Genomic DNA, 26015 nt, shown 5'->3' with positions numbered 1-26015 from the left:
GGCGAATGCCCCGCCGGTCACTTCGGTGGCGAGGGCTGGCGACGGCTGGCGACGGCCCCCTGGACGATGAGGCAGCCTCGGCCGGGGTCGGCCCGAGGCCGACAGGGTTGACCCGTTCGGGGGAATCGGTCCGCGGGCTCCGGCGCGGCCGACGGCGGGCCGCCCCCTTCGGCCGATCGGCCGCGGCCAGACTGGGCCGATGGAAACGCAGGTCACGGAGATCGCGCCGGACATCTACCGGCTGTCCACCTACATCAGCGACGCGGACTTCATGTTCAACCAGTTCCTCGTCGACGCCGAGGAGCCGCTGCTGTTCCACTGCGGGCTGCGGGCGCTGTTCCCCCTGGTGTCGGAGGCCGTGGCCCGGGTGACCCCGGTGGAGAACCTCCGCTGGATCACCTTCGGCCATGTCGAGGCCGACGAGTGCGGCTCGCTGAACTCCTGGCTCCAGGCGGCTCCCCGGGCCCAGGTCGCGCACGGCACGATGGGGTGCCTGGTGTCGGTGAACGACATGGCCGACCGTCAGCCGCGCCCGTTGGAGGACGAGGAGGTGCTCGACCTCGGCGGAAAGCGGGTGCGCCGCCTGGAGACCCCGCACATGCCGCACGGCTGGGACGCCGGGCTGCTCTACGAGGAGACGACCGGCACGCTCCTGTGCGGTGACCTCTTCACGCGGATCGGTGACGCCCCGCCCCTGACGGAGAGCGATCTCGTCGGCCCCGCCCTGGCGGCCGAGGACGTCTTCCGGTCGACGTGCCTGACGGCCGACACCGCCCCGACCATGCGCCGGCTGGCCGGGCTGCGGCCGGCGACGATGGGTTTGATGCACGGCCCGTCGTACACGGGCGACTGCGGCCGGGCGCTGACCGATCTGGCGGCGGCCTACGAGGACCGGTTCCTGGCGTCCTGCGACGGTCACCGCGGCAAATGACGGGCAAGTGACTCCGCCCTCGGCCGGCCGGGGCACGCGCTAGGTCGAGAACTGTCGCATCAGCCGCATGCCCTGGGCCGGTGTCATGTGCGGCAGATACGCCTTGGAGATCGCCCGGGTGATGGCGGGCAGGAAGGCCGGGTCCGGGTAGGCCATGTACATGGGCCGGTACTGGGGCTGGAATTTCGCCTTGAAGTTCAGCAGGGACCGGAAGCCGTAGACCGGTTCGAGGACCTTTCCCCCGTAGTCGAGGACGCGTTGCAGCGCGGCGGCGGGCTGGGCGCTGGCCGTGCGGGCCAGCGGGGCGCCGGAGAGGCTGAGGAACGCGGCGCCCTCCTCCTTGAAGCCGAGGGCCGCCGAGGCGATCAGGAACTCCATCGAGCCGCGGAATCCGCCGGCCCTGCGCCGCATGAAGTCCAGTGTCCAGCCCACGGGCCTGCCGTCGCCGTACACCGGCATCCAGCTGGTGATGCCGTGCACCGTGCGGTCGCCGTCCACGGCGAGCAGACAGCGCACCGCGGGGTCGTCGAGTTCGTCGAGGCCGCCCAGGGTGAAGCCCATCTCCGGCAGTCCCTTGTCGGCGACCCACTCCTCGGAGATCGACCGCACCTGGTCGGTGAGGGCGACCGGGGCCTCGGGGTAGGACCACCATTCCGCGGTGATGCCCTCCTTCTTGGCCTTGTTCAGGGCGGTACGGACGTCCTGCCATTTCTTTCCGGTGAAGGCCAGGTCGGGCAGCGGCACCACGGTGTCCTCGGCCACCTGCACCGACCGCCAGCCCAGCCGCTCGGCGGACCGGAGGGTCTCGGACCCCACGCTGTAGAAGCAGGGCGTCCAGCCGCGCTCGTCGCAGTACCGGGAGAAACCGGCGACGGCGGCCTCGCGGGCCCCCGGGTCGCCGAACGGGTCGCCGGTCGTCAGCGCCACCGTGGAGATCACCCGGTAGGCGACGGCGGCCCGGCCGCTCTCGTCGAACCAGTAGTAGTTGCCGTCCCAGGTGGTGAGGTAGGAGAGGTTGGAGCCGCCGTGCGCGGTGAGGAGTTCCCGGGCCCGTACGGCCGCGTCCGCGTCGGTGTGCAGCCGGGGGCGGCGGAAGGTGAAGAACAGCGCGACCAGGGCGACCGCCCAGAAGACGAGCCCGCAGTACTGGTAGAGCGCCTTCGCCATGCCGCCGACCGGGATCGGCGAGTCGGTGAACTCGTCGAGGAAGGCGGGCGGCAGGAACACCGACACCAGCCCGCCGAAGAGCAGCCCCGGGGTGGCGTCCGGGTCGTACTGGTCGCGCACGGCGTGTCCGATGCCCACGTAGGCGGCGCAGACCAGCACGAACGCGGCCCCGACGACCGCCGACAGCTTGGCGGTCGCGGTGCGCGGCAGCCGCAGGTCGAACCGGTCGCGGGTGAGGACGAGCAGGAGGAGGACCAGGACCGGCAGCAGCATCTGTTCGACGAAGGACTGGACGTAGCCCGCGTGGTCGGCGGGCACCGCGCCGTAGGCCCGGGGGTCGGCGAGGAAGTCGTTCAGCAGATAGCCGAGCAGCGCGATCCAGGCGAGGTGCACCAGCACGGCGAGGCCCCAGGCCAGGCGCAGCCCGCGGCGCAGCCCCTCCGCGAGGACGAGCAGCAGCAGGGGCACCAGCGCGGCCATGACGACGGACGGCGAGTGGTAGAAGTCCTGGATCGCGTGCTCGGAGTGGCAGTCGCGGGCGGAGGTGGCGCAGGCCTCCGCGACCTCCTCGGCGGTGGGCTGGATGGAGACGTAGAGGTTGTCGAAGGAGTTGAAGGGGCCGTACGCGTCGCGGTAGAGGATGGCGATCATCGGTCCGATCGCGGAGGCGGCCACGACGAGCGCGACCAGCACCCGGGCCTCGGTGTGCGAGGAGCGCCGCAGCCGCACCCGGCCGGAGCGGTGGTAGAGCGCGGCACCGGCGGCGAGGCCCACGACGACCCCGCCGAACCGCATGACGCCCTGCAGATGCCCCACGTACAGGGCCATCACGAGCGCGAACGCGCCGATGCCGAGCCGTACCCGGCGCCGCCACAGCGCGGTGAGCCGGTAGCTGAGGACCGCGCCGACGGCGAGCGCGCCGACGGTCGGGGTGACCGCGAGGTCCCCGGAGAGGCTGTCCAGCCACTGTTCGCCCGCCAGCGAGCCGAGTTTGACGATGCCGAGGGCGAGCAGGGTGCCCGCGATCTGGCCGCCGAGCAGGATCGCGGCGGTGCGGGCGACGCCGAGGCGGCGTTCGGCGGGCGTGAGGAGCACCAGGACGAGGAGGGTCGCGCCGATGTACCCGGCGAGGCCGGGGCACCACAGCAGCGACGTGGCCGGGGTCCACCACCGGCCCTCGGCGAGGGAGGGCAGCCCGGCCCCGAAGCGTTCCATGCGGTGTCGGCCGGGGCCGCTGCCGAGGCTGCCGGTGACGGCGCCGACGATCCACAGGACCGCGAGGAAGGCGAGGGTGAAGGGGGCGTGCCGGACGGGGGCGAGGAGCCGGTCGAGGGTGGTGCGCCACGGGTGCCGGCTGTCGCCGGTGACGGGCGCCTCGGCGGGGTCGTCGGGCGGTGCGGGAGGAGGGGCCGACGTCATCGGATCAGTCCTGTCTCCCGGGACAGCCAGGGTAGTTGGCGCTCCAGTCCGGGCCGCCAGACCTGCCAGCTGTGGCCCCCGGGGAGCTCCACCCACTCGGCCCGCATGCCGGCTTTGACGGCGGCCTCGTAGACCTTGCGCTGTTGCGGACCGTAGGTCTTGTCGTCGCTGCCGGCGATGAACGCGGCCTTGGTGTCGGGGAACCGGTTGCGTGCCATCACGTCGAGCGGGTTGACGGCGGCGAAGGCGGCCGGGTCGCCGCCGAACGCCGTGTCGACGGTCTTCTTGGTGCTGCCGAGGGTGGGGGCGTCCTGGCCGGAGATGTCGTTGACGACGCCGTAGACGTCGGGGGCGTTGACGCCGAGCTGGAGGGAGCAGGTGCCGCCGAAGGAGATGCCGGAGACGATCCAGGAGGTGCGGTCCGTCGCGACCTGGAGGTGGCTCCGGATCCAGGCGGGGACGTCCGCCGCGAGGTAGGACTGGACGTTGCCGAGTTTGGAGTCCACGCAGAGGGTGTTGGCGAACTGCTTGCCGAGCGGGTCCACGACGACGACCACCGGGGCGAGACCCCGGTGCGCGGCGGCGAAGGCGTTCATCATGTCCACCAGCCGGCCGGAGTTGATCCAGTCGTCCGGGGACCCCGGCTGGCCGGCCATGAGCACGATGACCGGCAGCAGGGGGCGGGGGGTGGAGCGGTAGGCGGGAGGCAGGAAGACATACGCGCTCCGGGCGTCGAAGCCGGAGGTGGTGCCGGGGATGGACGACTTGGAGAGCGTGCCCTTCTCGGGCAGTCCTTTGGGTGGCCGCCACACTTCCGAGACCGCCTTGCCCTCCGGGACCCGCAGGGCGGGCTCCTCGCGCCCGGTCGCGTCGGCCAGGCTGGTGGTCTTCTGCAGCCAGGTGTTCAGGGCGGTGCGCGCCGTCGGGTACTGGTCGAAGTGCCGGTTGATCTGCGAGGCCCCCAGCAGGACGACGAGGAACCCGGCGAGCAGGGCCGGCAGCCACAGGCGGGGCCGGAGCAGCGGGAGGCGGAAGGCCGCGAGAGTGATGCCGAGGACGGCCACTCCGGCCCACAGCACCACATCGGTCGGCAGCGGGTCGGGGAAGACCTGGAGCCAGTCGTCCACGGCCACTTGCAGCAGCCAGGTGAGGAGCACGGCGAGCACGACGGCGACCGGTCCCCAGCGGATCCACCACCGCCGCTGCCGGGAGTAGAGCAGGGCCCCCAGCGCGCACAGCCCCACGACCAGAAGGATGAGCGGAATCCATCCGCTCACCAGTGACCAGTCCAGCGGGCCTGCCGCGATCCGCATGCGTCGCACCACGTCCGTGTGGGGGCCGGGGGGTGTGGGCGAACGGGTCGCTCTGCCTTGAGCTACGGCCCCACGTCGGTGGAGCCGGGTGGACTTGAACGCACCATCTACCCGTTCACCGAAAATGCTACCTTTCGGTGGATATCCGGCAACTCAAGGAGGCCGGGCCACCGTGGCCGGGCCGTCTCTCACGCGAGCGTGCCGAGGATTTCGGCTATCTCGCCGGGCCGGAGTTGCACGCCGAGGTGGCTGGTGTCGACCGTGTGGACCTGGAAGGGGTTCCCGGGTGTCAGCGCGTCGGCCTCGGCGATCATCCGGTCCTGCATGGCGAGCGGGACGGCCCGGTCCAGGGAGAAGCGGACATAGGCGCGGGGGATCCGGCCCCACGTGTCGGCCCGGACACGGGCGTCGGCGGTGAGGACGCCCGCGGAGTCGGCGGGTTCGAGGATGTTCAGGCAGGCACGGAACTGCTCGTCGGTCGCGTCGGCCGCCAGCGCCTCCTTGGTCGTGAGGAGGAACCGCGGGTCGGCCGAGCGCCAGTTGACCAGGGACGAGGCGACGTCCCTGATCCCAAGGTCCGCCAGGTAGTCGGCCACGCTGGGCAGTTGGACGCAGCACCATGCGGAGACGTACACGATCCGGCCGATCAGGTCGGGCACCGTGTTTCCCACGCCGCTGATGGTCGCCCCGCCACCACTGGTTCCCACCAGGATCACCGGCCCGTACTCCGCGACCCGGCGCACCGCCTCCACGACGTGGGTGACGTTGTCCTCCAAGGTCACCCCGGCCAGCGGCGAGGGCTGCGCCGCGAAGGCCTCCGGATCCTGCGGTGCCTGGTAGGAGAGCGGGAAACAGGCGTCCATGCCATGGCCCGGCAGGTCGACGGCGAGCGCCCGGTGCCCGAGCAGCGCGAGTCGCCGGAGAACGGGCGACCAGGCGTAGGAACTGCTGTGCGCGCCGTGTACGAGCACGAAGGTCGGCCGGCCGTCCCGGCGCGCTGCACCTTGTTGACGCTCCAGCGCCATGGGGGGCTCCTCTCGACAGGGAATCGGGGTTCGTGCTCGTCCTTCCTACGGCGTGCGGCAGGCCGTCAGCAGGGTTTCCGCCAGGAATCCAGGTCGAGGCGCTTGCGCATGGAGCTGAGCCCGAGCCGCTTGGCGTCACGGCAGAACGCGTCTGGCGCCAAGGAGTACTCCACGTGGAAGACCGCCTTGTCCCGCCGCACGAACGGTGCCAGCCGGTCGCATTCGCCGAACTGCGCGCACTCCTCGTTCACCGCGAAGTCGAAGTCCCCCACGAGTTCCGGGATTTGGTCCAGGTCGTTCTTCAGGCCCACGGCGAGCCCCCGGTCGTGGGCCAGTTTCGCGAGCATGCGGTTGAAGTCCAGTTGGTGGGCGGCGGTGAGCGGAAATCCGGTGGTGTTGCGGTATCCCTCGGTCAGGTCCGGTTCGACGGCGTCGAAGCCCTTCTTCCGGCACATCTCGATACGGGCGGCCATCAGCGGACGGAGGACGTCGAGGCGACGGATGTCGAGCCACCGCTCGCCCGCCCAGCCGTTGTTCTCGCCGAGCAGTTCCCTGGGGAAGTCCGCCTGGTCCGGCCGGAATTTCTCCCAGGCGCCCGCGTTGATGTAGCAGATCACCTTGCGGCCGCGGGCGTGCAGTCCCGCGACGGTCTCCGCGGAGTTCTCGAAGCCGTCGATGTCGTAGACGGGAACGTCCACGCTCATGTCGACCCGCCCGTCGAGCTGCCATTGCCAGCGGGTCCCGGGGCGGGGCCGCCAGCGCCGGGAGGCGGGGCGGTTGGTGCCGGGGCCGCGGGAGCCGTGGGAATCGGCGGATTCCGAGGGCTCTGAGCGATCCGCGGGACCTGAGGGGCCTTGGGGGTCGTCCTTCTCCCCGTCGGGGTCCGGGGTGCCGGTTCTCCCGGGGGCGGCGGAGGAAGGCGTCCCCGATTCCTCGGTGCCGGGCCCGCCGTCGGCGGTGGAGCAGCCGGCGAGGCCGAGCAGGGCGAGGGCGAGCAGCCCGGCCCCGACGCGCCGCCCGGTCACCGGGCGTCCCCCGCGAGCCCGGTGCCGACGCCCGTCAGCGGCACGGTCTGCCAGGGGTTGGCCCCCTCCCCCGGCACCGCGCAGTGCACCGCGGCGCCCCGCCCGTCGGCGGTCCGTGCCACCTGCTCCGCGTGGTCGGGCGGGACCCCGTGGACGAGGTGGCAGAACCGCTCGGGCGGGTGATCGGCCGTCCAGTTCGGCACCGTCGCCCGCCGGTAGGTCTCCCAGCTGCCCTCGAAGGTGACCAGGAGGTCGGCGATCAGGGCGTAGCCGGGGTCGGGGTGGGTGCCGGGGTTGAGTACGGCCGTCCGGGCGCCCAGCGCCCTGGCGAGGACGACGAGCCTGCGGTAGCGGGGCAGCAGCGCGGCTCGGGCCGCCGCCTGGTCGAAGAAGATTCCGTCCACGTCGTACCACCTGCGGTATTTACGGATGTCGGAGATGATCTCGCGCGGTGGCCGGTGGCCGTAGCCGGTGTCGGTGTAGCCGAGCAGCGGGACGCCCGCGCCCCGGAGCCGGCCGGCGGCCGTCAGGAAGTCCGGGTCGGGGCGGTGGCCGGGGCCGTCCGCCACGTTGAGCACCACGGCGTACAGTCCGGCGGCGGCGTCCGTCAGCGACGTCCACGCCTGCGGGTTCACCGCGGGGTGGACGTACAGCGGGACGAGCAGCCGTCGCCGCGTCCGGCCGGTCACCGGAGGGACTCCGACCGGGTGCGGGTCTCGGCCCACAGATCGGCGAGGGAGTCGGCGAGGGCGTGCCGGGGGGCCCAGCGCAGGGCGTGCGCGGCGGCGGTGATGTCCGCCTGTTGCCAGGAGACGGCGGCGGAGCGCGTGGAGCCGCCGCCGTCCTCCTCGATGCGGCCGCGGAAGCCCGCGGCCCGTACGAGCCCGTCGGCGATCTCCCGGACCCGGCGGGCCCGGCCGCCGGCGATGTTGAGGAGAGGGGGCAGCGGCGCGGGCGCGGTGACGGCGAGGGTGACGGCGTGTGCCACGTCCCGCGCGTCGACGTAGTCGCGGTAGGCGGAGAGGTCCCCGGTGCGCACGTTGCCGTCGGGGCCCGCCCGGTGCAGTTCGGCGGCGAGCCGGCCGGGCAGTGAGGAGGCGGGGGAACCGGGGCCGACGAGGTTGAAGAGCCGCAGGACGACGGCGTCGAGGCCGGAGGCGGTCACCGCGAGGGTGCCGGCGAGTTTGGTGGCGCCGTAGAGGCCGACGGGCCGGGCCGGGGTGGTTTCGGTGACGGGCCGGTTTCCGTCCGTGGGCCCGTACTCGGCGGCGGAGCCGAGGTGGACCAGACGGGCCGCCGGGGCGGCCTCGCGCAGTGCTTCGCACAGCACGGCCGGCCCGCGGGCGTTGACGGCGGCGAGGTTCACCGCGCTGCCGTCGACGGCGCCCGCGCAGTTGACGACGGCGTCGGGGGCCGCCGCGCGCAGCGCGGCCGCCAGGTGGGCCGGGTCCGCGGTGGCCAGGTCGACGGGGAGATCGGCGCCGGGGGCCCGGCCGCCGTCGAGCACCCGCGCGCCCGGGAGGGCGCGCAGTTGCCCGACGGCGTGCCGGCCCAGGAAGCCGGTGGCGCCCAGAACGAGGATGCGCATGCGGACCGTTCACGCTCCCTTGATCAGCATGTCGCGGTGCAGGGAGAACTCCCGGTTGGCCCGGTCGTAGTCGTCGGGCCGGCCGATGTCGAGCCAGTAGCCGTCGAACTCGTACGCGTGCGGCGGGGTGTCCGCGGCCAGCATGTCCAGGACGAGCTCGTCGAAACCGAGCGGCAGACCGGGGGTGTAGCGGGACAGGGCATCGCGGGACACGCCGTACACGCCCATCGAGACCCGGTAGTCCATGCTGGGCTTCTCGGCGAAACCGACGACGCGCCCGCAGTCGGTGGTCAGCACCCCGAAGTCGATGTTCACTTTCCGGGCGTAGGTGGCGATGGTCAGCGGCGCCTCGGCGGCCACATGGGTGCGGTACATCGCGCCGAAGTCGAGGTCGGTGAGGATGTCGCCGTTCATCGCCAGGAAGTTCTCGGGCAGCCGGTCGAGCATGGTGAGCAGGGGGCCCATGGTGCCCAGTGGGCTCTCCTCGGTCGTGTAGTCGACCTTGATGCCCCATTGGGAGCCGTCGCCGACGTAGGCGCGGATGATGTGCCCGAGGTGGCCGATGGCCAGGGTGCAGCTGGTGAAGCCCGCGTCGGCCAGCTGGCGCATCACGATCTCGAGGATCGCGTGTTCCTCGCCGATGGGCACCAGGGGCTTGGGCAGCGCGGTGGTGTACGGACGCAGCCGGACGCCTTTGCCTCCGGCCAGTATGACGACATGCATGGTGGCATTCCTCTCTGCGATGGGTGGCGCCGGAACGGGTGTGACGTGACGTCAGACGTTGTAGATGCCGACCTTGTACCGGCTGAGGTTCGCCGGGTCGCGGAAGAAGTCGATGGCCCGGACGAGCCCCGCTTCGAGGGTGTGGGCGGGGGCCCAGCCGGTGGCGGCGCGCAGCCGGGTCGCGTCGCAGACCAGCCGCATCACCTCCGAGGCCGCGGGCCTGATGCGCGCGGGGTCCTCGGTGACGGCCAGGTCGGAGTCCATCAGCTTGCCGATCAGCAGCACCAGGTCGCCGATCGAGATCTCCTCCCCGGTGCCGGCGTTGAAGGTGCGGCCGACGACGTCGGCGGCGGGGGCGGCGCCGACGGCGAGGAAGGCGGCCACGGTGTCCTTCACATACGTGAAGTCCCGGGTGGGGCGCAGATCGCCGAGGGTGATGGCCCGCTCCCCGGCGGCCACCTGGGCGATGACGGTCGGGATGACGGCACGCATGGACTGGCGGGGGCCGAAGGTGTTGAACGGCCGCAGGGTGACCACCGGCAGGTCGAAGCTCGCGTGGTAGCTGTCGGCGAGGCGGTCGCCGCCGGCCTTCGAGGCGGCGTACGGGGACTGGGTGTTGATGGGGTGGTCCTCGTTGATCGGCACGGTCCGCGCGGTGCCGTACGTCTCGCTGGTGGAGGTGTGCACCAGACGGGGGATGCCCAGGTGGCGGACGGCCTCCAGCACGTTGAGGGTGCCGGTGACGTTGGTCTCCACATAGCTGTGCGGGGCGCGGTAGGAGTACGGGATCGCGATCAGCGCGGCCAGGTGGTAGACGGCCTCCGCGCCCGTCACCAGCCCGTTCACCGATCCGGGGTCGCGTACGTCGCCGAGGACCACCTCGACGTGGGACATCACCTCGTCGGGAAGCGTCTCCAGCCAGCCGAAGGAGGAGAAGGAGTTGTACTGCACCATGGCGCGTACCCGGTGCCCGGTGGTGACGAGTTCCTCCACCAGGTGCGAGCCGATGAATCCCTCGGCGCCGGTGACGGCGACCAATGCGGATGCGGATGCGGACATGCTGGATCTCCCTTGTGTGTGACGTTCGATCACCAGGCGTGTTCATGAAGGTCGTCCATGACGGGTGCCGTGCGGTGTGCGTGAGGTGCGATGCGCGGGTTGCGCGGGGACGGTGGTGCGGGGACGTGGTGGTGCTTCAGCGGTGCGTCGTGAGTCGTCCGAGCAGGGCGGTGGCGACGGCCAGGAGGCCGGCCGCCGTGCCGCCGCAGACGAGGAGTTGCGCGGTGGCCGGTGTGGAGATCCGCAGGAGCTGCGCGGCCGTCTCGGCCCCGGCCGCCGCCAGGCACAGCAGCGCCGGGGTCCAGGCGACGCCGAAGGCCTGGAGCAGCAGCCCGGTCCAGAGGACCGCGCCCAGCGCCAGCAGCGCGGCGGTCCGCAGGGCGGTGGGCGGCGGGCCGTCCGGCCACAGCGCCCCGGCGGCCAGGGCGAGGACGGCCAGGGCGGCGAGGTAGACCGCCACGCACAGGGCGAGCACCCGGGCGACCCGCAGCAGCAGTCCCCCGGTGGTGACGCTGCGGGCGAGCGCGCGCAGGGCAAGGCTCCGGCAGCGGTAGAGCAGCCACTCCGCGGCGCCCATGCTGAGGGTGAGCGCGATGACGGCGGAGCCCGCCGTGGTGGCGCCCGCCCCGTGCCGCAGGACGTCGCCGAGCGCGGCGAGGGTCGTCAGGACCCCGCAGCCCAGGCCGAACAGCCCGTACGGGATCGAGGCGGCCAGGGACATCGGGGCGGGCCCGGCCGGCGGGGCGTCGCCTTTGCGGGTGCGCGCGATCTCGTACGCCGCGGCGAAGAGCACGCCCCCGGCGGTGGCCAGCAGCAGGGCGACGCGTACGGAGGCCGGCGGGTCGGTGACGAGGAGCGCCGCTCCCCCGGTGGCGGTGGGCAGGAGGGCGAGCAGCAGGAGCCGCTCCCGGCCCAGCACCAGCAGGACGGTGGCCGCCGCGAGGTACAGCGCCTGGCCCGCCGCGTAGGCGGTGGCCCCGGCCGGGGCGGGGAACGCCGCCGCGACCGCGATGGCGAGCAGGGCGCCGAGCGGGGCGCCCCACATCAGGGTCCGCCCGGCGGCAGCGCGCCCGCCGGTGCCCAGCCGCAGGTAGGCGCGGTGGGCGAAGCCCTGGTTCCAGGCCCAGGCCGTGAGCGCGGAGGCGACGAGCGCGCCGGTGCCGGCGGGCAGGCCGTAGCCGTCCCGGGCGCCGGCCATGAAGGGGCCGCCGAGCGCGTAGCCGAAGCCGGGCAGGGTGAACACCAGGGCGCGCAGGACGAATTGGCCGGGGCGCACCTGCCACGGGTCGGGGCGCGGGCCGGGTTCGGGGTGGCCGCGCGGCACCCGTGCGTACAGTTCCGCCGCGAGTTCGAAGGCGTCGCGACGGCCGTAGCGCTCGGTGATCTGCTCGCCGGTCAGCCCGTCGGCCTCCAGCACGGCCGCGATCTCATCGGGGTGGACGGCGGCCGCGCAGACCTCGGCGAGCTCCTCGGCGAGCTCGTCGAGCGGGTCGGCGGCCCAGCGCGGCCGGGGCCGCGGGTGGGGGCGCGGGTGCGCGGAGGCGAGGTCGTGGACGGGTTCTGGCTCGTCGGGGACGAGCCGCAGCAAGCCGCTCATCCCGCACCACCCGCCGCCAGGGCCATGACGGGCACGGGCTCCGGCCGGAAGATCCGCCCGGACTCCGGCTGCCTGCTGCGGGCCAGGTCGTGGTAGATGTCGCGGAAGGAGTCGATGGTCTGGCGGAGGGTGAACTGCTCGATCACCCGCAGCCGGGCCGACTCGCCCATCCTCGCCCGCAGTCCGGGGTCCTTCAGCAGCCGCAGCGCGGCCTTCGCCATGCTCCCGGGGTCGCGCGGCGGCACGACCAGCCCGCTGTCGCCCACCGCCTCGCAGACGCCCCCCACATCCGTGGAGACGGTGGCGCGCCCGCAGGACATGGCTTCGATCAGGGTGAAGGGGAAGCCCTCGCTGATGCTGGAGAGCATCACCACGTTGCCCGCGGCGTAGGCGTCGCGGATGTCCTCCACCCGGCCCTCGAAGGTGACGCCGTCGGCGACGCCCAGCTCGGCCGCGAGGCTCTCGCAGGCGGTGCGGTAGCCCTCTCCGCCGCGCGGGGTACCGCCGAAGAGCCGCAGGCGTACGGCCGGGATCTCCGCCCGTACGAGCGCGAAGGCGCGGATCAGGGTCTCCAGGCCCTTGATGGGGTCGACGCGCCCGGCCCAGCTCAGGGTGGGGGTCTCCGGCTCCGGGCCGGCGGGCGGGAACGCCGCGGGGTCGACGCCGTTGTAGACGGTGCGGATGCGGTCGGGCGGGGTGCCGCCGTGTTCCTCCCACCGCCGGTTGTAGCGGTTGCCCGGGGTGACCAGGGCGGCGCGCCGGTAGCTCTCCTCGGCCAGCAGCCGGAACAGCCCCAGCATCAGGGCCTTGACCGGCCAGCGGTAGGGCTCGGCACGGAAGCCGAGATAGCGCTCGCGCAGATAGATGCCGTGCTCGGTGAGGAGGAACGGCGTGCCGTGGCGGTGGTGGGCGAGCAGCCCGGGGACCGCCGCGAGGCCGCCGCTCACCGCGTGGGTGACACCCTCGGCCGGCGCCTTCGCGGCGAGCGGGCGCAGCGCGTGTTCCAGCAGGTCGGTGGCGGTCAGCGCGTCGTGCAGGGTGGGGCGGGCGGCGGCGGTGGCCAGCTCCGGGCGGTTCCACACCCCGACCAGGGCCCGTGCGGCGGCTTCGCCGCGCAGGGCCGCCGGCAGGGTGCCCGCCGCGGCGTACTCGGCGAGCCGGTAGAAGGCGCGCGGGAAGTGGTGTTCCTGGGCGGGGTCGAGGAGGGCGAGCAGGAACCGTTCGTAGGCGGTGAGGAAGCGGCGCAGCGCCCGGCCGCGCGGGGCGCGGCCGGCCGGGGGCGGCCCCCACAGCGGGAGGGTGTCCACGCTGCGGACGTGGCCGGGCAGCTCCCAGGCGAGCGGCTCCCGGCCGGTGCCGGTCACGGCGATGACCCGGAAGTCGATGTCGGGCATGCCCTGGACCAGCTGGTCGCACCACACGCTCACCCCGCCGTGGCTGTGCGGGTAGGTCCCCTCGGTGAGCAGCGTCACCGAGGGGGTGTCCAACGCCGGTTCGGCGAACGGTCCGTGCATGAATTCTGTTCTCTCCGGAAGACGGTGGGGCATGGGGCGGCTCGGCACGGAGGACACGGGTCGGATCAGCGCCGGGCGGGGACTCCGGTCCCGGGGCGCACGGGGTGGCTGACTCCCTCGGGGACCGGGAGCGCGGCGGCCGGGGCCTGTACCCGGGCGGCGTCCTGAGGCGCGGTGTGGGCGGCCGGGGTCTCGGTGGGCAGGGTGAAGGTGAGCTGGTGCTGCCCGTCGGCGGGTGCGGCCCAGCCCGAGCGGGCTCCGGCGTAGGCGGCGCCGAACGGTGTGCTTCCGGTGCCCTTGACCTGCGTGGTGCCGTTCGGGAGCGTCGCGGTGGCCTCGACCCCGGCGGGGGCTTCGACGGTGACGGCGGAGCCGATCCGGTAGGCCGTGACCTTGCCCGCGGCGAGAGCCGCGTCCCAGGCGGCCCGCTTGCGCAGCTCCGTGGCGACGTCCCGCATCCGGAGGTTGACCAGGGGCGCGTTGTCGGCGAAGAGGGCTGCGTAGTCGGCGAGGACCTTCTCCATGACGGTGTAGCCCAGGCGCTCCTCGGAGAGGTTGGACTGGTGCATGAAGTGCGGCCGCGGGTCGTTGGCCAGGACGTGGCCGAGGGCGATCCGGGATTCGAGGGGCGCGATGTAGGACGCGAATCCGGTCCTGACGTCCAGCGGGGCCTTCAGACAGGTGGTCGTCGTGGAGTTCTCGCAGAAACCGCTGCCGCCGTCGGCCTTCTTGGTGTAGAGCCAGTTGTACTCGTCGGTCTGCTCGGCGGCCGTGCCGACGTTGTAGTAGACGTTCATCGGGTAGCGGGGCACGGTCAGCGCGGAGCCGACCTGGCGCTGGCGCGGTTCGCGCGAGTTGTCGCTGGCGATCGAGCCGACTCCGCTCGCGGTGAGGACGGGCGCGAGTTCGGGGTTGTCGACGTTCTGCTGGGGCAGCGTCCTGAGACCGGAGTGCTCGCCGGTCACCAGCTCGTCCCGGTCGAGGGTCAGCCCCTGGCGGGCCGCCCAGGTGAGGTTGTCGTTGATCTGGCCGTTGATGGTCTGGCGGCTGACCCAGCGCGTCCGGCCGAAGAGATCGGTGGCGCATTTCCAGGGCACGACGGAGGTGTTCTGTTCACAGCCCAGGAAGGCGTGGGTGTAGGTGTGGTTGATCCAGCGGTAGGACTTCTGGTCGGCGACCAGCTGCTTCAGCAGCGGGTCCTCCGCGCCGCCGCGCTCCGCCCGGTACTCCTCGCTGCCGACACCGTTGTAGGCGAGGTCCAGGGGGAGGCCGTGGCGGTCGGACCACTGCTTGGCGTAGGCCGCGTCGGCGGCCGTCATCCGGATCGGCGGGTTCTGGGCATCGGGGTTGCCCGGGCAGTCGACGTCACCGGGGGTGCACTTGAGCTTGGTGTCCCAGCGGTCGTCGGAGGCGAAGACGTCGTCGACGTGCACGCCGAAGTAGTTGCGGGCGGCTCCCAGGTGGACGCCCCGGGTCAGCCATTCCACGATGCCGCGGGAGACCAGCCGGAACTGCGACTGGTACCGGTTGTAGACGAAGGTGACGACCAGTTCGCTGCGGCCGTCGTGGTCGTACTGGCCGATCAGCGAGCCGCGCGCGGAGCCGCCGGGGATGGGCGCGTCGAGGTAGCTGGTGTACGTCGCGCCGTTCGCCTGCTTCTCCAGCGGGGTCGCGAGATAGCCCCAGCTCTCGTTGACGGCGGTGTCGTTGTCCTCAAAAGGAACGTTTCTCTTCAGATAGCCGAACGGCCCTCCGGCTCCGGCCCCGGTCACCTGGGCGGACTTGCCGTCCATCGAGCCGCTGTAGCCGGAGCCCTGGGGGGTGTTGAGCCCCACGGCCGGGCGGGCGTAGGTGTAGGCGTCCACCTGCCGGATCCCGAAGCGCTTCTCGTACCCGGCCAGGGCGGCCATCTCCGCCGAACCGGCCCCGAAGGGATTGTCGTTGGGCAGCACCACGCCCTGGAATCTGGCGCGCGGTCTGCCGTCCACCGTGTCGCTCAGGAACGCCTCGTCGATCCGCGGGCGGCCGGAGTCCGCCAGGGCGATCTTCGTGTACGGCGTGCCGGCTTCGTCGAGCTCGGCGCGGATCGCCTCGGTGGCCGGTCCGCCGTCGTCGACGACCAGCACCCGTAGGTCGATCCTGGGCTCCGCCCCGGCGGCGACGGCGCCGCCCGCCGGTAGCGTCACAGCCAGTAGGGCCGCCGAGGCGCATGCCGCGGCCAGCCGGGTCGTACGACCCATGGTGATCTCCCCCCATAACGGCACGGCGCGCGAGGGCGTCGTCCGTACGGTTCCTCACGTGCGCATGGCGTCGATGCCGCCACTGAGCGCACCCCGAATAGTCCCCAAGTCCGGCTCCGCTGCGGCCCGGGACCCCATCCCGGCCGCGTCCGCTCCTCCCCTGCCGCGGTACGCGCGCCGATGCCCGTACCCGTGCCGCGCGGACGGAGCCGAGACCGCGCGACAGTGACCGGGCGGGTGGCACAGCGGTGCCACACCCCCCGAGAGGCACACTCAGCCTCTCGACCGCCCAGCCATATAGTGCGCCATGCCAGAAGGCCGCGCGGGGCGCACTGAGGAGGAGCCGGGCGCTCGTACCGGGGTGTTGTCCGGAATTCAACTCGCCCCGGGCAGCGGCCCGATACGGACGGATCAGTTCTCGCTCCTCGGCCATCGCCGGGGTGACCTGTGGCGACATTGGTCTATGCCCCGCTCGTATGCCCGCCGCCGGGCCGCCGGGCGAGGCGGCGTCCCCGACATCGAACGGCGGCAAGATCGGCCTGATGACGGCTGTCGGAATTGCCGGTTGCGGTGGCAATTCGACGGATGTGCTTGGTGGCGATCACCCCCAACTCCCCTGCCGTACCGGCGTGTCGGGGCGGTGAAGTTCCGGAAACCGCGCGACCGGTCCGATATTGTGCCGAGTTTGTTCCGCGATCGTTCCCGGGGGGGCGGGGCTGGGGCCTCGGGGGCCGGGCAGGAGCCGGCGCTCGCCGCGGCGCGCCCCACGCGCAGCGCCCGGCCGTCGTCCCCGGCCCGGGCGCTGCGCCATGGTCTTCCCGGCCCGTACGGGCCGGGGTCTCGGCCCGTACGGTCAGCGCTTGCCGCGCACCTTGCCGAGCAGCGCCTTCAGTTGGGACCGCTTGCGTGGGTCCCGAGCGGCCCGCTTGCCCTCGCTGATGACCCGGCGGCCCTGAGGGCTCCGGGCGAAATTCTTGATCCGGTCGATCAACCCTGCCATGACCCATTCCTCCGGTCGCTCACGGCCCGGCGCGGCCCACGTGGTTCGAGACTCTGTGTCTACCCACGGACCGGGGGTCTCACGTGCGGGGGCGTCAGGTGGCGGTGCCTCACGTGCCGGGCTTGCGGCCGTACACCTGGACGTCGTCGCCGTTGCGGAGCATGGACCAGTACTTCTTCGCGTCCGCCGTACGCATGTTGACGCAGCCGTGCGACCCGGGCGGCGACCAGACACTGCCGCTGATGGCGTGGAAGGCCTGTCCGCCGTCGAAGAACTGGCTGTAGGGCATGCGGACCTTGTAGATGCTCGACCAGTGGTCGATCGCCCGCCAGTAGATCTTCTTCGCGCCGGTGCGCGTCTCGTACCCGTCCCGGCCCGTGCGCACCGGCACCGGGCCGAACTTGAGGGTCTTGCCGTCCTGGATCCAGCTGATCTGGCGCGTAAGGTCCACGCAGGCTATGCGGCCCTTGTTTACCGGGCACTTCCCGGCGGCGTTCGGATTGCGCCTGGTGATCTCATCCTGCATCGCCCGCCAGGTGACCGGGCCCGCGTAGCCGATGTTGGGGCGGATGCCGTGCTTGTTCTGGAAGGCCTGGATCGCCCGGCAGTCGGCCGGCGACTGCCGCCCGTCGACCGGCCGGCCCAGGAACTTCTCCGCGTCCTTCTGGTGCGGTCCCGCCTTGGTCGTACACGCGGTGGCCGCCTGCGCGGTCCCGCCCATCGCCACCGTCAGTGGCGCCGTGAGTCCGACGACCCCGAGCAGCACGGCCGTCCGGCGTGCCGCGACCGATCCCGTCAAGTTTCTCGCTCTGCTTCCCATACGGGGTATGACCCCTCACCCGGCCCGGCGGTTGCACGCCCCGGCCCCCCGCTTTTCCCCGGCATCACGTGGCGGGATCCGGACTTGTGGGGTCCGGGGCCCGGTGATTCGATGCCGCCATTCCGGTGAAGTGGTCCCCGGCGTTCTCCCATCGAAGGAGATCCAGTCATGCCCGTGAACCCCGCGAGAAGCGGCAGAAGAAGCGCGCTCGACCTGCCGAGGACGCCGACCGGATTCGACCAGGTCTTTCACGCGATACGGGCCCGTAAGCCACAACGGATCGCCCATCTGCCCGCCGAACCGCGCTGGCACGCCGATTACGTGGCACGGGAGGTCACGGGGCCGCGCATGACCCTCCAGGAATTCGGCTACCGCCGGGAGGAACTCCACCACGCGCACGGCAGGGTCGACGACACCGCCGCCGTCGGCCCCGTGCAGATCCTCACTCCGGAGGGCCTCGACCGGCTGGCCGAGGTGTGCGACAAGCTGGAAGGCGCGGCGGGCAGCAGCCGTTTCATCGCGACGCGGCGGCTGCGCAGTGCCGATCTCGTGTCGTCCTTCATCAACAACATGATTCGCGACCGGACTTTCCTGCTCACCTGCTCCCGGCTGGCGGGAGTTCCCTTGATCCCGCATCCGCTGCGCATTCCCACCGCGCAGATCAATTACTTCGAGGGCCGGGGCCGGCCGGAGATCGTGCGCTGGCACCGCGACGGCATGGACTACGTCTTCACCATCCAGCTCAGTGGTTACGACGATTACGAGGGCGGGCGCTTCACCTATTTCCAGGGGCGCACGGATGAATTCACGGGGGTGCCCGAGGGCGACCCACGGATCCGGGAGGCGCCGTGCGGGGAGCGCGGGGCGACGCTGTTCCTGCACGGCAGCCGGATCTTCCACGCGGTCACCCCGGTGACCGAGGGCCGCCGGGTGACTTTGGTGATCTCTTTGTTCTGCCCGTACTTCGCCCGGCAGGACTCGAATACGTTCTGGCACCTGGCGGGCGACGACGGCATCCCCGCCACGATCCCCGGCTGGCTGCGCCTCAAGTGGCCGGTCCGCGACCCGGCCATGGACTACAGCCTGCGGGCGGGCAGCCCGGCCATCACCTGGGAGGACGTCCTGCAGGGCGCCTGAACCGACGCCTGGGGCACCCGATTCTCAGCGCCGACGGCCCGACCCGACCGCGTCGTGGGCACAGGACGAGCGGGGTGCCGTGCGCCCCGAACGCCCCGACAAGCAACCTTTGTCTTCAAGGTCTAGCGTGGAAGGAGCAGACCGTTCGCTGGACAACCACACCTCTGGAGGTGTCAGCGATGATGATGCTCGACCGGAAGAGGGCCGTGGAACTCACCGCGAGCCCGACCGACGATGCCGCGGTCGGCGCCCTGATGGCAGAGCCGGAGACGGCACTCGGCGATGCGCCGGCGTTCACGCCGGATGCGACCGCAACCCTGATCCTGCTGCTCTCGCCGAAGGCGCCCAAGGAACCCAAGGAGCGGTGACCATGGCGGCCGCGAGTCGTCCGGAGGGAGGCGGCTGACGTGACCCGCCCCGCCGATCTCCGTGCCGTCTACACGGCCGCACACGACGAGCTGGCTGTACGTGTCCTCGACGCCCTGCCCGGGGGCACTTCCGTGCTCGCGGATTTCGTCGGCTCGGCGGCGGACCCCAAGGCGGCGCTCGCCGCCGTCCGCGTCGCCGGGGCCGACGCCCTGGCCCCTCAGGCCTTCGGCGCACGGCTGGATCCTGACGACGCGCAGGCCGCAGCCCAGGCACTGAACCTCTTCGACCTGGCCGCCGGTGGGCAGTCCGCGACCGTCGCCTGGCGCGACTGGGGCTTCGCCCGGCTGCTCGCCGACCACGCCGGTACCGCCCCTCCACCGCTGCCCGCCGCGCATGTGGTCCTCGCCGATCCCGGCGCCTGGCAGCCCTGGTGCCAGGCTGCCGCGCAGCTCGCCCCGCTCAGCCTGCCGGGGCTCGACGGCCCGGTGCGCGACGCCGTGCGCGGCCGGCCGCTGGCCCTCGCCCGCGGCACCACCCGCGCGCTGCTCCGCCGCGACTACCCGACGGCCGCGCGGCTCCTGCGGTGGCTCGCCGCCCTGCACGGCGAGCGCGTACGGCTGCCGTTGAAACCGGCGCCGATCCTCGACCATCTCGCCCTGCACGCGGGCGGCGGCGGCAGGCTGGCCCTCGACCTGGCGGTGACCCGCCGCATGCTCGATCCGGCGGCGAGCCCGGTCTGAGACTCGCACCCGCCTGAGAGGAGCCCTGTGGTGTCCAGCGTCACCGCCACCGCCCACCAGGTCGCCTCCAAGGCGCTGGCCTGGCTCCACGCCCATCACGAGCGCGGGGCGCTGCCGCCGGGCGCCGCCTCGCCGGACCTCGCCCACCCGGACAGCCAGTACAAGCCGCTGGGCGAGCACGCCCTCGCCGGCTCGCTCGTGTTGCGGGAGGCGGTCAGCGGCACGGCCGAGCAGCGCATGGCCCGCGAACTGGTGGACTTCGCCTGGGGCCAGTTCCGCGGCGGGGACCTGCTGTACGAGCGGACCCTGCGGCACACGCTGATCACCGACGCCCTGGAGCTCTACGGCCCCTTCGTGCGGGTCGGGCATCGGCACGGCGCCTTCGAGCAGTTGCTGCGTCACACCACCGCTCTGGCCTCCCTGCGCGCCGCCGAGATGCCGCCCAACCGACGGCTCGCGGTGGCCAACGCCGCCCGGCTGGTGGGCGTGGACGACGGGGCGGACTGGTCCGCGCTGATCCGGCGCACCTGGCTCGGCGGCTGCCCGGAGCCATGGGCCATCGACTGGATGACTGCCTACCACGTCACGCACGCCGTCTTCCACATCACCGACTGGGGCGCCCGGCCCGGCGATCTCCCGCCGGACATCGGCCGCTACTTGGCCAACTGGCTGCCGGTGTGGGCGGACGTCTGGGCGGAGGCGGAGCAGTGGGATCTGTTCTGCGAACTCCTGATCGTCGGCGCCTGCCTGGAGGAGCCGTGGTGCGATCCGGGTGCGTGGGCGGCGCTGGCCGCCGTGCAGCACGGTGACGGACTGGTGCCACGGGACGGGGAGCCGGTGGACGACGATCCCGGTCAGCGGTTCCTCGACCACCAGCACCCGGTGATCGTCGCCGCCGTGGCCGGGTGTCTGACCGTCTCGCGGACACTCGACGGCACACGGGCGCGTACGGCATGAGCACTCCGCTGAGGCGCCTCCCGGCAGTGGAGGAACAGGCCCTGCTCGCCCCGCTCCTGCCCGCCGCCGGGGCGGTCGTGATCACGGCGCGGGTTGCGGACCAGCGAGTGATCGCCGCCGCGGGGGTGGCGGGGGACGGCCGTACGGCGGCAGGTCCCGAAACCCGGTTCGAGACCGGATCGATCAGCAAGACCTTCGCCGGACTGCTGCTCGCCGAGATGGCCGCGCGCGGCGAGGTCGCGTACGACGCCCCCGTCGACCGCTTCCTGCCGCCCGGCACCGCGCCTCGTTCGCGCGGCGGCCGCGTCACCCTGCTCCATCTGGCCACGCACACCTCCGGGTTGCCGCGGCTTCCCGCCGCGCTGCTGCTCCGGGCCGGCCCGCGCTGGTTCAGTGATCCGTACGCCGCCTTCGGCACCGACGAACTGCTCGCCTCGGTCCGCCGGTCCCGGCCGCGGCCGGGGCACCGCGTCCGGTACTCGACCTTCGGCATCGGGCTGCTGGGCCTGGCCCTGTCCCGGGCGGCCGGTACCCCGTACCCCGACCTGCTCGCCGCCCGAGTGCTGCACCCCCTCGGCCTGCACCGCACCGACTGCGGCCAGGACCCCGACCAGGCGACCGGCTACTGGCACGGCCGCCCGCGCCCGCCCATCTCGCTGCCGGGCATGCCCGCCGCGGGCGCCGTACGGTCCACCGGGCGGGACCTGCTGGCGTACACCGAGGCGCTGCTCGCACCCGAAGAGGCCGGACCGGGCCTGCCGGAGAGCCTGCGGACGGGCTTGGCGGAGGCGGTGCGCCCGCGGCTGGCCGTACGTCCTGGCGGTGACCGGGTCGGCCTCGTGTGGAACATCCGGCGGCGGCCCGGGCACGACCTGTACTTTCACACCGGCGCCACCCGCGGCTTCACCACGTTCGCCGGGTTCAGCCCGCAGGCGCGGGTGGTCTTCACCGCCGCGGTCAACCAGACCTGCGGACGACGCGCCGACTTCGTCCAGCAGGCGTACCTGCTGCTGCGCGGGCTGGCGGACGGCGGGGTGCCCCAGGGGGTGTCCGGCACAGCCGCGGCGTAACGCCCCGACCGGCCGGACCTGTGGCCGGGAGCAATCGGCTTCGAGCCATGCCGGCCGCCGCCCCGATGGGCACGGGCGTCTGGGATCCTCTCCTCATGAGCACACCACCAGACGGATTGCCCGTCTACCGCGTCCTGACCGGACCGGACGACGCCACGTTCTGCCGGCGCGTGAGCGAAGCGATCGGTCTTGGCTACGAACTGCACGAAGGCCCTGCCGTCACCTTCAACGGTGAGAGCGTCATCGTCGCCCAGGCGCTGGTCTGGCCCACACGGTCGTAGGGACTAGGCGTCCCCGCCCGCCCCGGGCCGCGGCTGCGCCCGCAGATGGGCCAGCAGCTCGTCCCCGGCCGGGTACGGACGCTCCTCGGGCAGCAGCCGGGACGCCGTCGCCAGGTCACCGCCGCGCACGAGCGCGTGCACCTCGTGCGCGAGCGGGGTCACATCGGTGATGGCGACCGTCCACTCGTCGGCATAGCGTCGCGCGGCCTCGCCCGACAGCCCGAGCTGGAGGGAGCGGTACGGCAGCGCGGCCAGGCGCAGATCGCGCTCCGGGTCCCACTGCACCCGTGTCGGCGCCCGGCGCAGCTCGCGCCGCCAGGTGTCCCTGTCGGGGTGCACGCCGCGCTCGTAGTGCGACAGGGCGGCGTGCCGGAGCGCCCACTCGAAACCCTCACGGGTGATCTCGACGGCGAGAACCGTCTCCTGTCCCTCCTTCGCGCCCCAGCCGCAGCGGTACATCATCCACAGGAAAGAGGGCTTGATCCAGGTCATCCGGTCCCGCTTCCATACGGCGGGGAAGCGTCCCTCGCGCGCCGCGGGAACACCGATCGCGGGGGTGTAGGCCTGGTAGACGGTGATCGTGGAGTCCGTGTGGAGCGCGCGGATCCGGTGGTTCGGTTCGTGCATGACGATCACCATGAGGTACGCCGACCCGCGTTGGCCAGTGATTTACGGGCCGGGCGGGGTCGTCGGCGTTACAGCCAGCCGTTGCGGCGGAAGCCTCGGTGGATGGTGAAGCAGGCGACGGCGATGACGGTGAGGATGAGCGGGTAGCCGTAGGTCCAGCGCAGCTCCGGCATGTGGTCGAAGTTCATGCCGTAGATCCCGCAGACCATCGTGGGCACGGCGACGATCGCGACCCAGGCGCTGATCCGGCGCATGTCCTCGTTCTGCGCGACGGTGACCTGGGCGAGGTGGGCCTGCAGGATGGAGTTGATCAGATCGTCGAGGGCGATGATCTGCTCGGCGACCCGGGCCAGGTGGTCGGCGACGTCGCGGAAGTACGTCCGCAGTTCCTGGTCGACCACGGGGTACGGCCGGGTGGACAGCTCCCGCAGCGGTCGGTCCAGCGGTATCACGGCACGCCGGAATTCCAGGAGTTCGCGCTTGAGCTGGTAGATCCGGCCCGCATCGGCGGGGCCGCTGTCGCTGGCGAAGACCTCGGCCTCGACGTCGTCGATGTCGCTCTGCACGGAGTCGACGACGGCGAGGTAGTCGTCGACCGTGTGGTCCGCGATGGCGTGCAGGACGGCGGCGGGGCCCTTCGCGAGCAGTTCGGGGGCGGACTCCAGCTGCTCGCGCAGCGGGCCGAGGGAGCCGTGCCCGCCGTGCCGGACGGTGACGACGAAGTCATGGCCGGTGAAGACCATGGTCTCCCCGGTGCCGACCACTTCGCTCGTCGCGGTCAGCTTGTCGTGGTCGACGTAGCAGACGGTCTTGAAGACGGTGAAGAGCGTGTCGTTGTAGCTCTCCAGCTTGGGTCGCTGGTGGGCGTGGACGGCGTCCTCGACCGCCAGCGGGTGGAGGCCGAACAGCGTGGCGATGTCGGCGAACTCCTCCACGGTGGGCTCGTGCAGTCCGATCCAGACGAAGCCGTCGCCCGCCTTGCGCACGTGCTTGATCGCTTCCTCGGCGGGGCAGTCGTCCTCCTGCCGGATGCCGCCGATGTAGACCGCGCAGTTGACGACGGCGGATCCGAGCGGTGAGCGTGCCGGATGGCTGAGGTCCACCGCGGTGCGGCGGTGCCTCAGCCGTACCGCTTTGCGCAGCTGGCCGGTCATCGACATACGGGGTCCTCCTCCAGGTCGGCGGACAGTCTGCCATCTCCGGCCTGCGGGACCCAGTCGCGCCCGGGTGGCGCCGGCCCCGTGAATGCCCTCGTCACCGCGCCCGGCGCCCGGTCGCGCGCCCCCGCGCGGCGGTCAGCCGGTGGAGCCGGGGAAGAAGTCGACGAGCAGCATGTCGCGCACGCCGGTGCGGGCCCCTGACGCGGGCCGGACCGGGGAGACGCCGTGCAGGACGCGCCGGTCGTCGAGGACGATGGTCTCCAGGGGGGTGGTGAGCAGCGCGTGGTGGATGCGGCGCCGGCCGAGGTCGTAGAGGCTGGACTCGGCGCCCTCGACGTCCTCGCGGCGGATCAGCACCTGGGCGACGTAGCTGTGGCCGTCCTGGTGGACGCCCTCGGGGGCGGGGTGGCCCTCGGCGTCCTCGGTGGCGGTGATGCGTATCTGGTGCACCCCGCAGGTGTCGATGCCGGTGCGGGGGCCGGGGAGCCTGTCGAAGAGGGTGCGGACGACCGTGCGCAGCGCGGCACCGGAGGCCACCGAGTCGTCGAGCGGGGCGAACATGCGGTTCACCCCGCCGTTCACCTTGTTGACGGTTCTGTCCTGGAAGAAGGCGGTGTGCGGCAGTTTCTCGAGCCGGTCGGGCAGCAGCCGGAAGGACCCGTAGCGGCGGAAGCGGTAGGGCGTGGCGGTGCCCAGGTGGGCGTCGGCCGGCAGGTCGTGCCAGGAGTCGGTGAACTCCGTGACACCGTCCCCGGGGACCTCGGCCAGCGCGGTCGCGAGGAGGTCCGGGCCGAATTGAACGAAGGGGACGAAGGGGGCGAAGGGCATGAAGGGGGCGGCCTGGTCGAGGGGACCCGGTTCCGGTGCGTTCCCGGATCCGGATCCGGCTCCGGACGTGTCCGGTGCCCGCAGTGGCGCTGTGGTCATGGGCTTCCTTGCCTTCGTACGGGCCCTGTCGCGGGCCTTCGTGCGGACGTGCTCGGGGCACCGGGTCACGGGGGCTGAACGAACGTAGCAAGACCGGCCACCACGGGGAATCGGCCGAGGCGGCCGAAAAAGTCACATACAAAGGCGTGTTGACAAACGCGCGGGTGCCCGGACGACGTGCGTCGTCCGGGCACCCGTGGTGCGTGTGCGGTCCGTCAGCCGAGGACGGCGGAGATCCGTTCGAACGGGACGAGCTTGAAGTTCTGGTTACCGCTGGTTCCGGGGGCGGAGTTGGTGCCGTCCTGGCAGACGAAGACCCCGCCGGGGAATTTCGCGCCGAGGGGTGCGGCGGTGGCGTCGATGCCGTCGGTGTCCTCGCAGCCGTCGGCGGCCGTACCCTTGGTGACGGCGAAGCGGCCGAGGTAGCCGCCGCCGGTCCGGTCGTAGACGGCGAAGTCGTTGCTGCCCTGCGAGGAGACGATGAGGTAGCGGCCGGCGGCGGTGATGCCCTCGGCGTCGGCGGTCAGATGGCCGCCGGAGCCGGTGGAGTCGAGCTTGGTGCGCGTGGTGCCGGCGGTGGGCTCGGCGCCGTAGACCCACACGCCGACGTCCTCCTCGCCGAGGTAGAGCCTGCCGGTCTTCTCGTCGGCGTAGCAGCCCTCGACGGCGGAACCGGCGTCGAAGAGGCGGACGGAGGTGGCACTGACCTCGTCGCCGCGCACCGCGAGCTCCCACTGCTCGACCCGGCCGGAGGTGGAGTTGGGGTAGGCGTACAGCTTGCCGCTGGTGGGCGAGGTGTAAAGGCAGATGCCGTGCGCGGTGACCTCGGTGGCGACGTCCTTGAGGTGCGTCAGCTTCCGCGTGGCCGGGTCGATGCGGTAGATGTGCATCGCGCCGGCACCGTTCGCGGCCTCGTCGTCGGCGGAGACCACGATGTCTCCCCGCAGGTCGACGTTGTTGCCGTGGTCGCCGTTGATCCGCTGGATGCGGTTGCCGGAGAGGTCGAGCACCTCCAGCGCGCCCTTCTTGTCGGTGGTGACGATCACGGACCGGGACGGGTCGGTGGGGTGGACCCAGATCGCCGGGTCGTCGGCCGCGTCACCGCTGTGCGACACCGGGGCGGTCTCCACGGTGGCGGTCACCGGGAAGCGGCCGGGGGCGGCGGCCTGCGCGGGGCCGGTGGACTGCCAGAGCAGTGCCCCGGTCGCGAGGGCCAGGGCGGCCGAGGCGGCGCGCAGACGTACGGAGGTGGCCAGGGGCCTCATGGGAAGGAGCCTTCCGGAGACGACAACGTCGCGGCGAAGCTACGTTCGATACCGGACGGAG

24 protein-coding genes are annotated in these 26015 nt (G+C 72.4%); 7 read left to right on the top strand and 17 right to left on the bottom strand.

Annotation, left to right across the window (positions count from 1 at the left end; translation table 11 throughout):
* Positions 1–199: 199 nt before the first annotated feature.
* Positions 200–931 (top strand): oxygen-binding di-iron domain-containing protein, encoded by a 732-nt coding sequence (locus tag JO379_RS30920; protein WP_130880896.1) that lies wholly within the window; start codon positions 200–202, stop codon positions 929–931.
* A gap of 39 nt (positions 932–970) precedes the next feature.
* Here JO379_RS30920 and JO379_RS30915 read toward each other — a convergent pair whose 3' ends face one another.
* From JO379_RS30915 to JO379_RS30855, 13 genes are all read right to left on the bottom strand, one after another.
* Positions 971–3517: a bifunctional lysylphosphatidylglycerol flippase/synthetase MprF gene (locus tag JO379_RS30915; protein WP_130880897.1), complete on the bottom strand. Its 2547-nt coding sequence runs from the start codon at positions 3515–3517 to the stop codon at positions 971–973.
* On the bottom strand, positions 3514–4830 hold the full coding sequence (locus JO379_RS30910) for an alpha/beta hydrolase (protein ID WP_209518037.1): 1317 nt from the start codon (positions 4828–4830) through the stop codon (positions 3514–3516). The genes JO379_RS30915 and JO379_RS30910 overlap by 4 nt, the downstream gene beginning before the upstream one ends.
* A 188-nt stretch (positions 4831–5018) precedes the next feature.
* Positions 5019–5855 carry an alpha/beta hydrolase gene (locus tag JO379_RS30905; protein WP_209518035.1) on the bottom strand — a complete coding sequence of 279 codons (837 nt, stop codon included), beginning with the start codon at positions 5853–5855 and terminating at the stop codon, positions 5019–5021.
* Positions 5856–5920: 65 nt separating this feature from the next.
* Positions 5921–6880, bottom strand: coding sequence for an endo alpha-1,4 polygalactosaminidase (locus JO379_RS30900; protein WP_209518033.1), 960 nt, complete (start codon positions 6878–6880; stop codon positions 5921–5923).
* Positions 6877–7569 (bottom strand): spherulation-specific family 4 protein, encoded by a 693-nt coding sequence (locus tag JO379_RS30895; RefSeq protein ID WP_130880901.1) that lies wholly within the window; start codon positions 7567–7569, stop codon positions 6877–6879. Before JO379_RS30895 ends, JO379_RS30900 begins: the two co-directional genes overlap by 4 nt.
* Positions 7566–8468: an NAD-dependent epimerase/dehydratase family protein gene (locus tag JO379_RS30890; protein WP_209518031.1), complete on the bottom strand. Its 903-nt coding sequence runs from the start codon at positions 8466–8468 to the stop codon at positions 7566–7568. The genes JO379_RS30895 and JO379_RS30890 overlap by 4 nt, the downstream gene beginning before the upstream one ends.
* Before the next feature lie 9 nt (positions 8469–8477).
* Positions 8478–9191: a nucleotidyltransferase family protein gene (locus JO379_RS30885; RefSeq protein WP_130880903.1), complete on the bottom strand. Its 714-nt coding sequence runs from the start codon at positions 9189–9191 to the stop codon at positions 8478–8480.
* Positions 9192–9242: 51 nt separating this feature from the next.
* The gene (locus tag JO379_RS30880) at positions 9243–10250 is read right to left on the bottom strand and encodes an SDR family NAD(P)-dependent oxidoreductase (RefSeq protein ID WP_209518029.1); all 1008 of its coding nucleotides are present in this window, start codon (positions 10248–10250) and stop codon (positions 9243–9245) included.
* A gap of 136 nt (positions 10251–10386) precedes the next feature.
* A complete protein-coding gene (locus JO379_RS30875) occupies positions 10387–11847 on the bottom strand; it encodes a hypothetical protein (RefSeq protein ID WP_207304022.1) in 1461 nt (486 codons plus the stop codon).
* The gene (pelF, locus tag JO379_RS30870) at positions 11844–13361 is read right to left on the bottom strand and encodes a GT4 family glycosyltransferase PelF (protein WP_130880905.1); all 1518 of its coding nucleotides are present in this window, start codon (positions 13359–13361) and stop codon (positions 11844–11846) included. Before pelF ends, JO379_RS30875 begins: the two co-directional genes overlap by 4 nt.
* Before the next feature lie 65 nt (positions 13362–13426).
* A complete protein-coding gene (locus JO379_RS30865) occupies positions 13427–15601 on the bottom strand; it encodes a hypothetical protein (protein ID WP_209518027.1) in 2175 nt (724 codons plus the stop codon).
* An 853-nt stretch (positions 15602–16454) separates the two neighbouring features.
* Positions 16455–16601, bottom strand: coding sequence for a hypothetical protein (locus JO379_RS30860; protein WP_165451653.1), 147 nt, complete (start codon positions 16599–16601; stop codon positions 16455–16457).
* Positions 16602–16710: 109 nt separating this feature from the next.
* Positions 16711–17421 (bottom strand): L,D-transpeptidase family protein, encoded by a 711-nt coding sequence (locus JO379_RS30855; RefSeq protein ID WP_130880907.1) that lies wholly within the window; start codon positions 17419–17421, stop codon positions 16711–16713.
* Positions 17422–17589: 168 nt separating this feature from the next.
* On the opposite strand from JO379_RS30855, the gene JO379_RS30850 reads away from it, so the two are divergent.
* From JO379_RS30850 to JO379_RS30825, 6 genes are all read left to right on the top strand, one after another.
* A complete protein-coding gene (locus tag JO379_RS30850) occupies positions 17590–18558 on the top strand; it encodes a 2OG-Fe(II) oxygenase (protein ID WP_130880908.1) in 969 nt (322 codons plus the stop codon).
* Between the two features lie 179 nt (positions 18559–18737).
* A complete protein-coding gene (locus tag JO379_RS30845) occupies positions 18738–18926 on the top strand; it encodes a hypothetical protein (protein WP_242626365.1) in 189 nt (62 codons plus the stop codon).
* A 39-nt stretch (positions 18927–18965) separates the two neighbouring features.
* On the top strand, positions 18966–19667 hold the full coding sequence (locus JO379_RS30840) for a hypothetical protein (RefSeq protein WP_209518025.1): 702 nt from the start codon (positions 18966–18968) through the stop codon (positions 19665–19667).
* 27 nt (positions 19668–19694) lie between these two features.
* A complete protein-coding gene (locus tag JO379_RS30835) occupies positions 19695–20624 on the top strand; it encodes a DUF6895 family protein (protein ID WP_209518023.1) in 930 nt (309 codons plus the stop codon).
* On the top strand, positions 20621–21694 hold the full coding sequence (locus tag JO379_RS30830) for a serine hydrolase domain-containing protein (protein WP_130880911.1): 1074 nt from the start codon (positions 20621–20623) through the stop codon (positions 21692–21694). Before JO379_RS30835 ends, JO379_RS30830 begins: the two co-directional genes overlap by 4 nt.
* Before the next feature lie 95 nt (positions 21695–21789).
* Positions 21790–21975: a DUF1737 domain-containing protein gene (locus tag JO379_RS30825; RefSeq protein ID WP_130880912.1), complete on the top strand. Its 186-nt coding sequence runs from the start codon at positions 21790–21792 to the stop codon at positions 21973–21975.
* A 3-nt stretch (positions 21976–21978) separates the two neighbouring features.
* Here JO379_RS30825 and JO379_RS30820 read toward each other — a convergent pair whose 3' ends face one another.
* The 4 genes from JO379_RS30820 to JO379_RS30805 form a co-directional block, all read right to left on the bottom strand.
* Positions 21979–22602, bottom strand: coding sequence for a DUF4291 domain-containing protein (locus tag JO379_RS30820; protein WP_130880913.1), 624 nt, complete (start codon positions 22600–22602; stop codon positions 21979–21981).
* Positions 22603–22670: 68 nt separating this feature from the next.
* Entirely contained in the window at positions 22671–23762 is a 1092-nt protein-coding gene (locus JO379_RS30815; protein WP_245381595.1) for a magnesium and cobalt transport protein CorA, read from the bottom strand.
* 135 nt (positions 23763–23897) lie between these two features.
* Entirely contained in the window at positions 23898–24689 is a 792-nt protein-coding gene (locus tag JO379_RS30810; RefSeq protein ID WP_209518020.1) for a 2OG-Fe dioxygenase family protein, read from the bottom strand.
* A 215-nt stretch (positions 24690–24904) separates the two neighbouring features.
* Complete coding sequence (locus JO379_RS30805; RefSeq protein ID WP_209518018.1) at positions 24905–25954, bottom strand: phytase; 1050 nt, start codon at positions 25952–25954, stop codon at positions 24905–24907.
* Between the last annotated feature and the right edge of the window lie 61 nt (positions 25955–26015).

The sequence above is a fragment of the Streptomyces syringium genome (assembly GCF_017876625.1).
In the GTDB taxonomy this organism is placed as follows: Bacteria; Actinomycetota; Actinomycetes; order Streptomycetales; family Streptomycetaceae; genus Streptomyces; species Streptomyces syringius.
The sequence above is the reverse complement of the archived record's forward strand: the minus strand, read 5'-3'. Positions and strand labels throughout refer to the sequence as shown.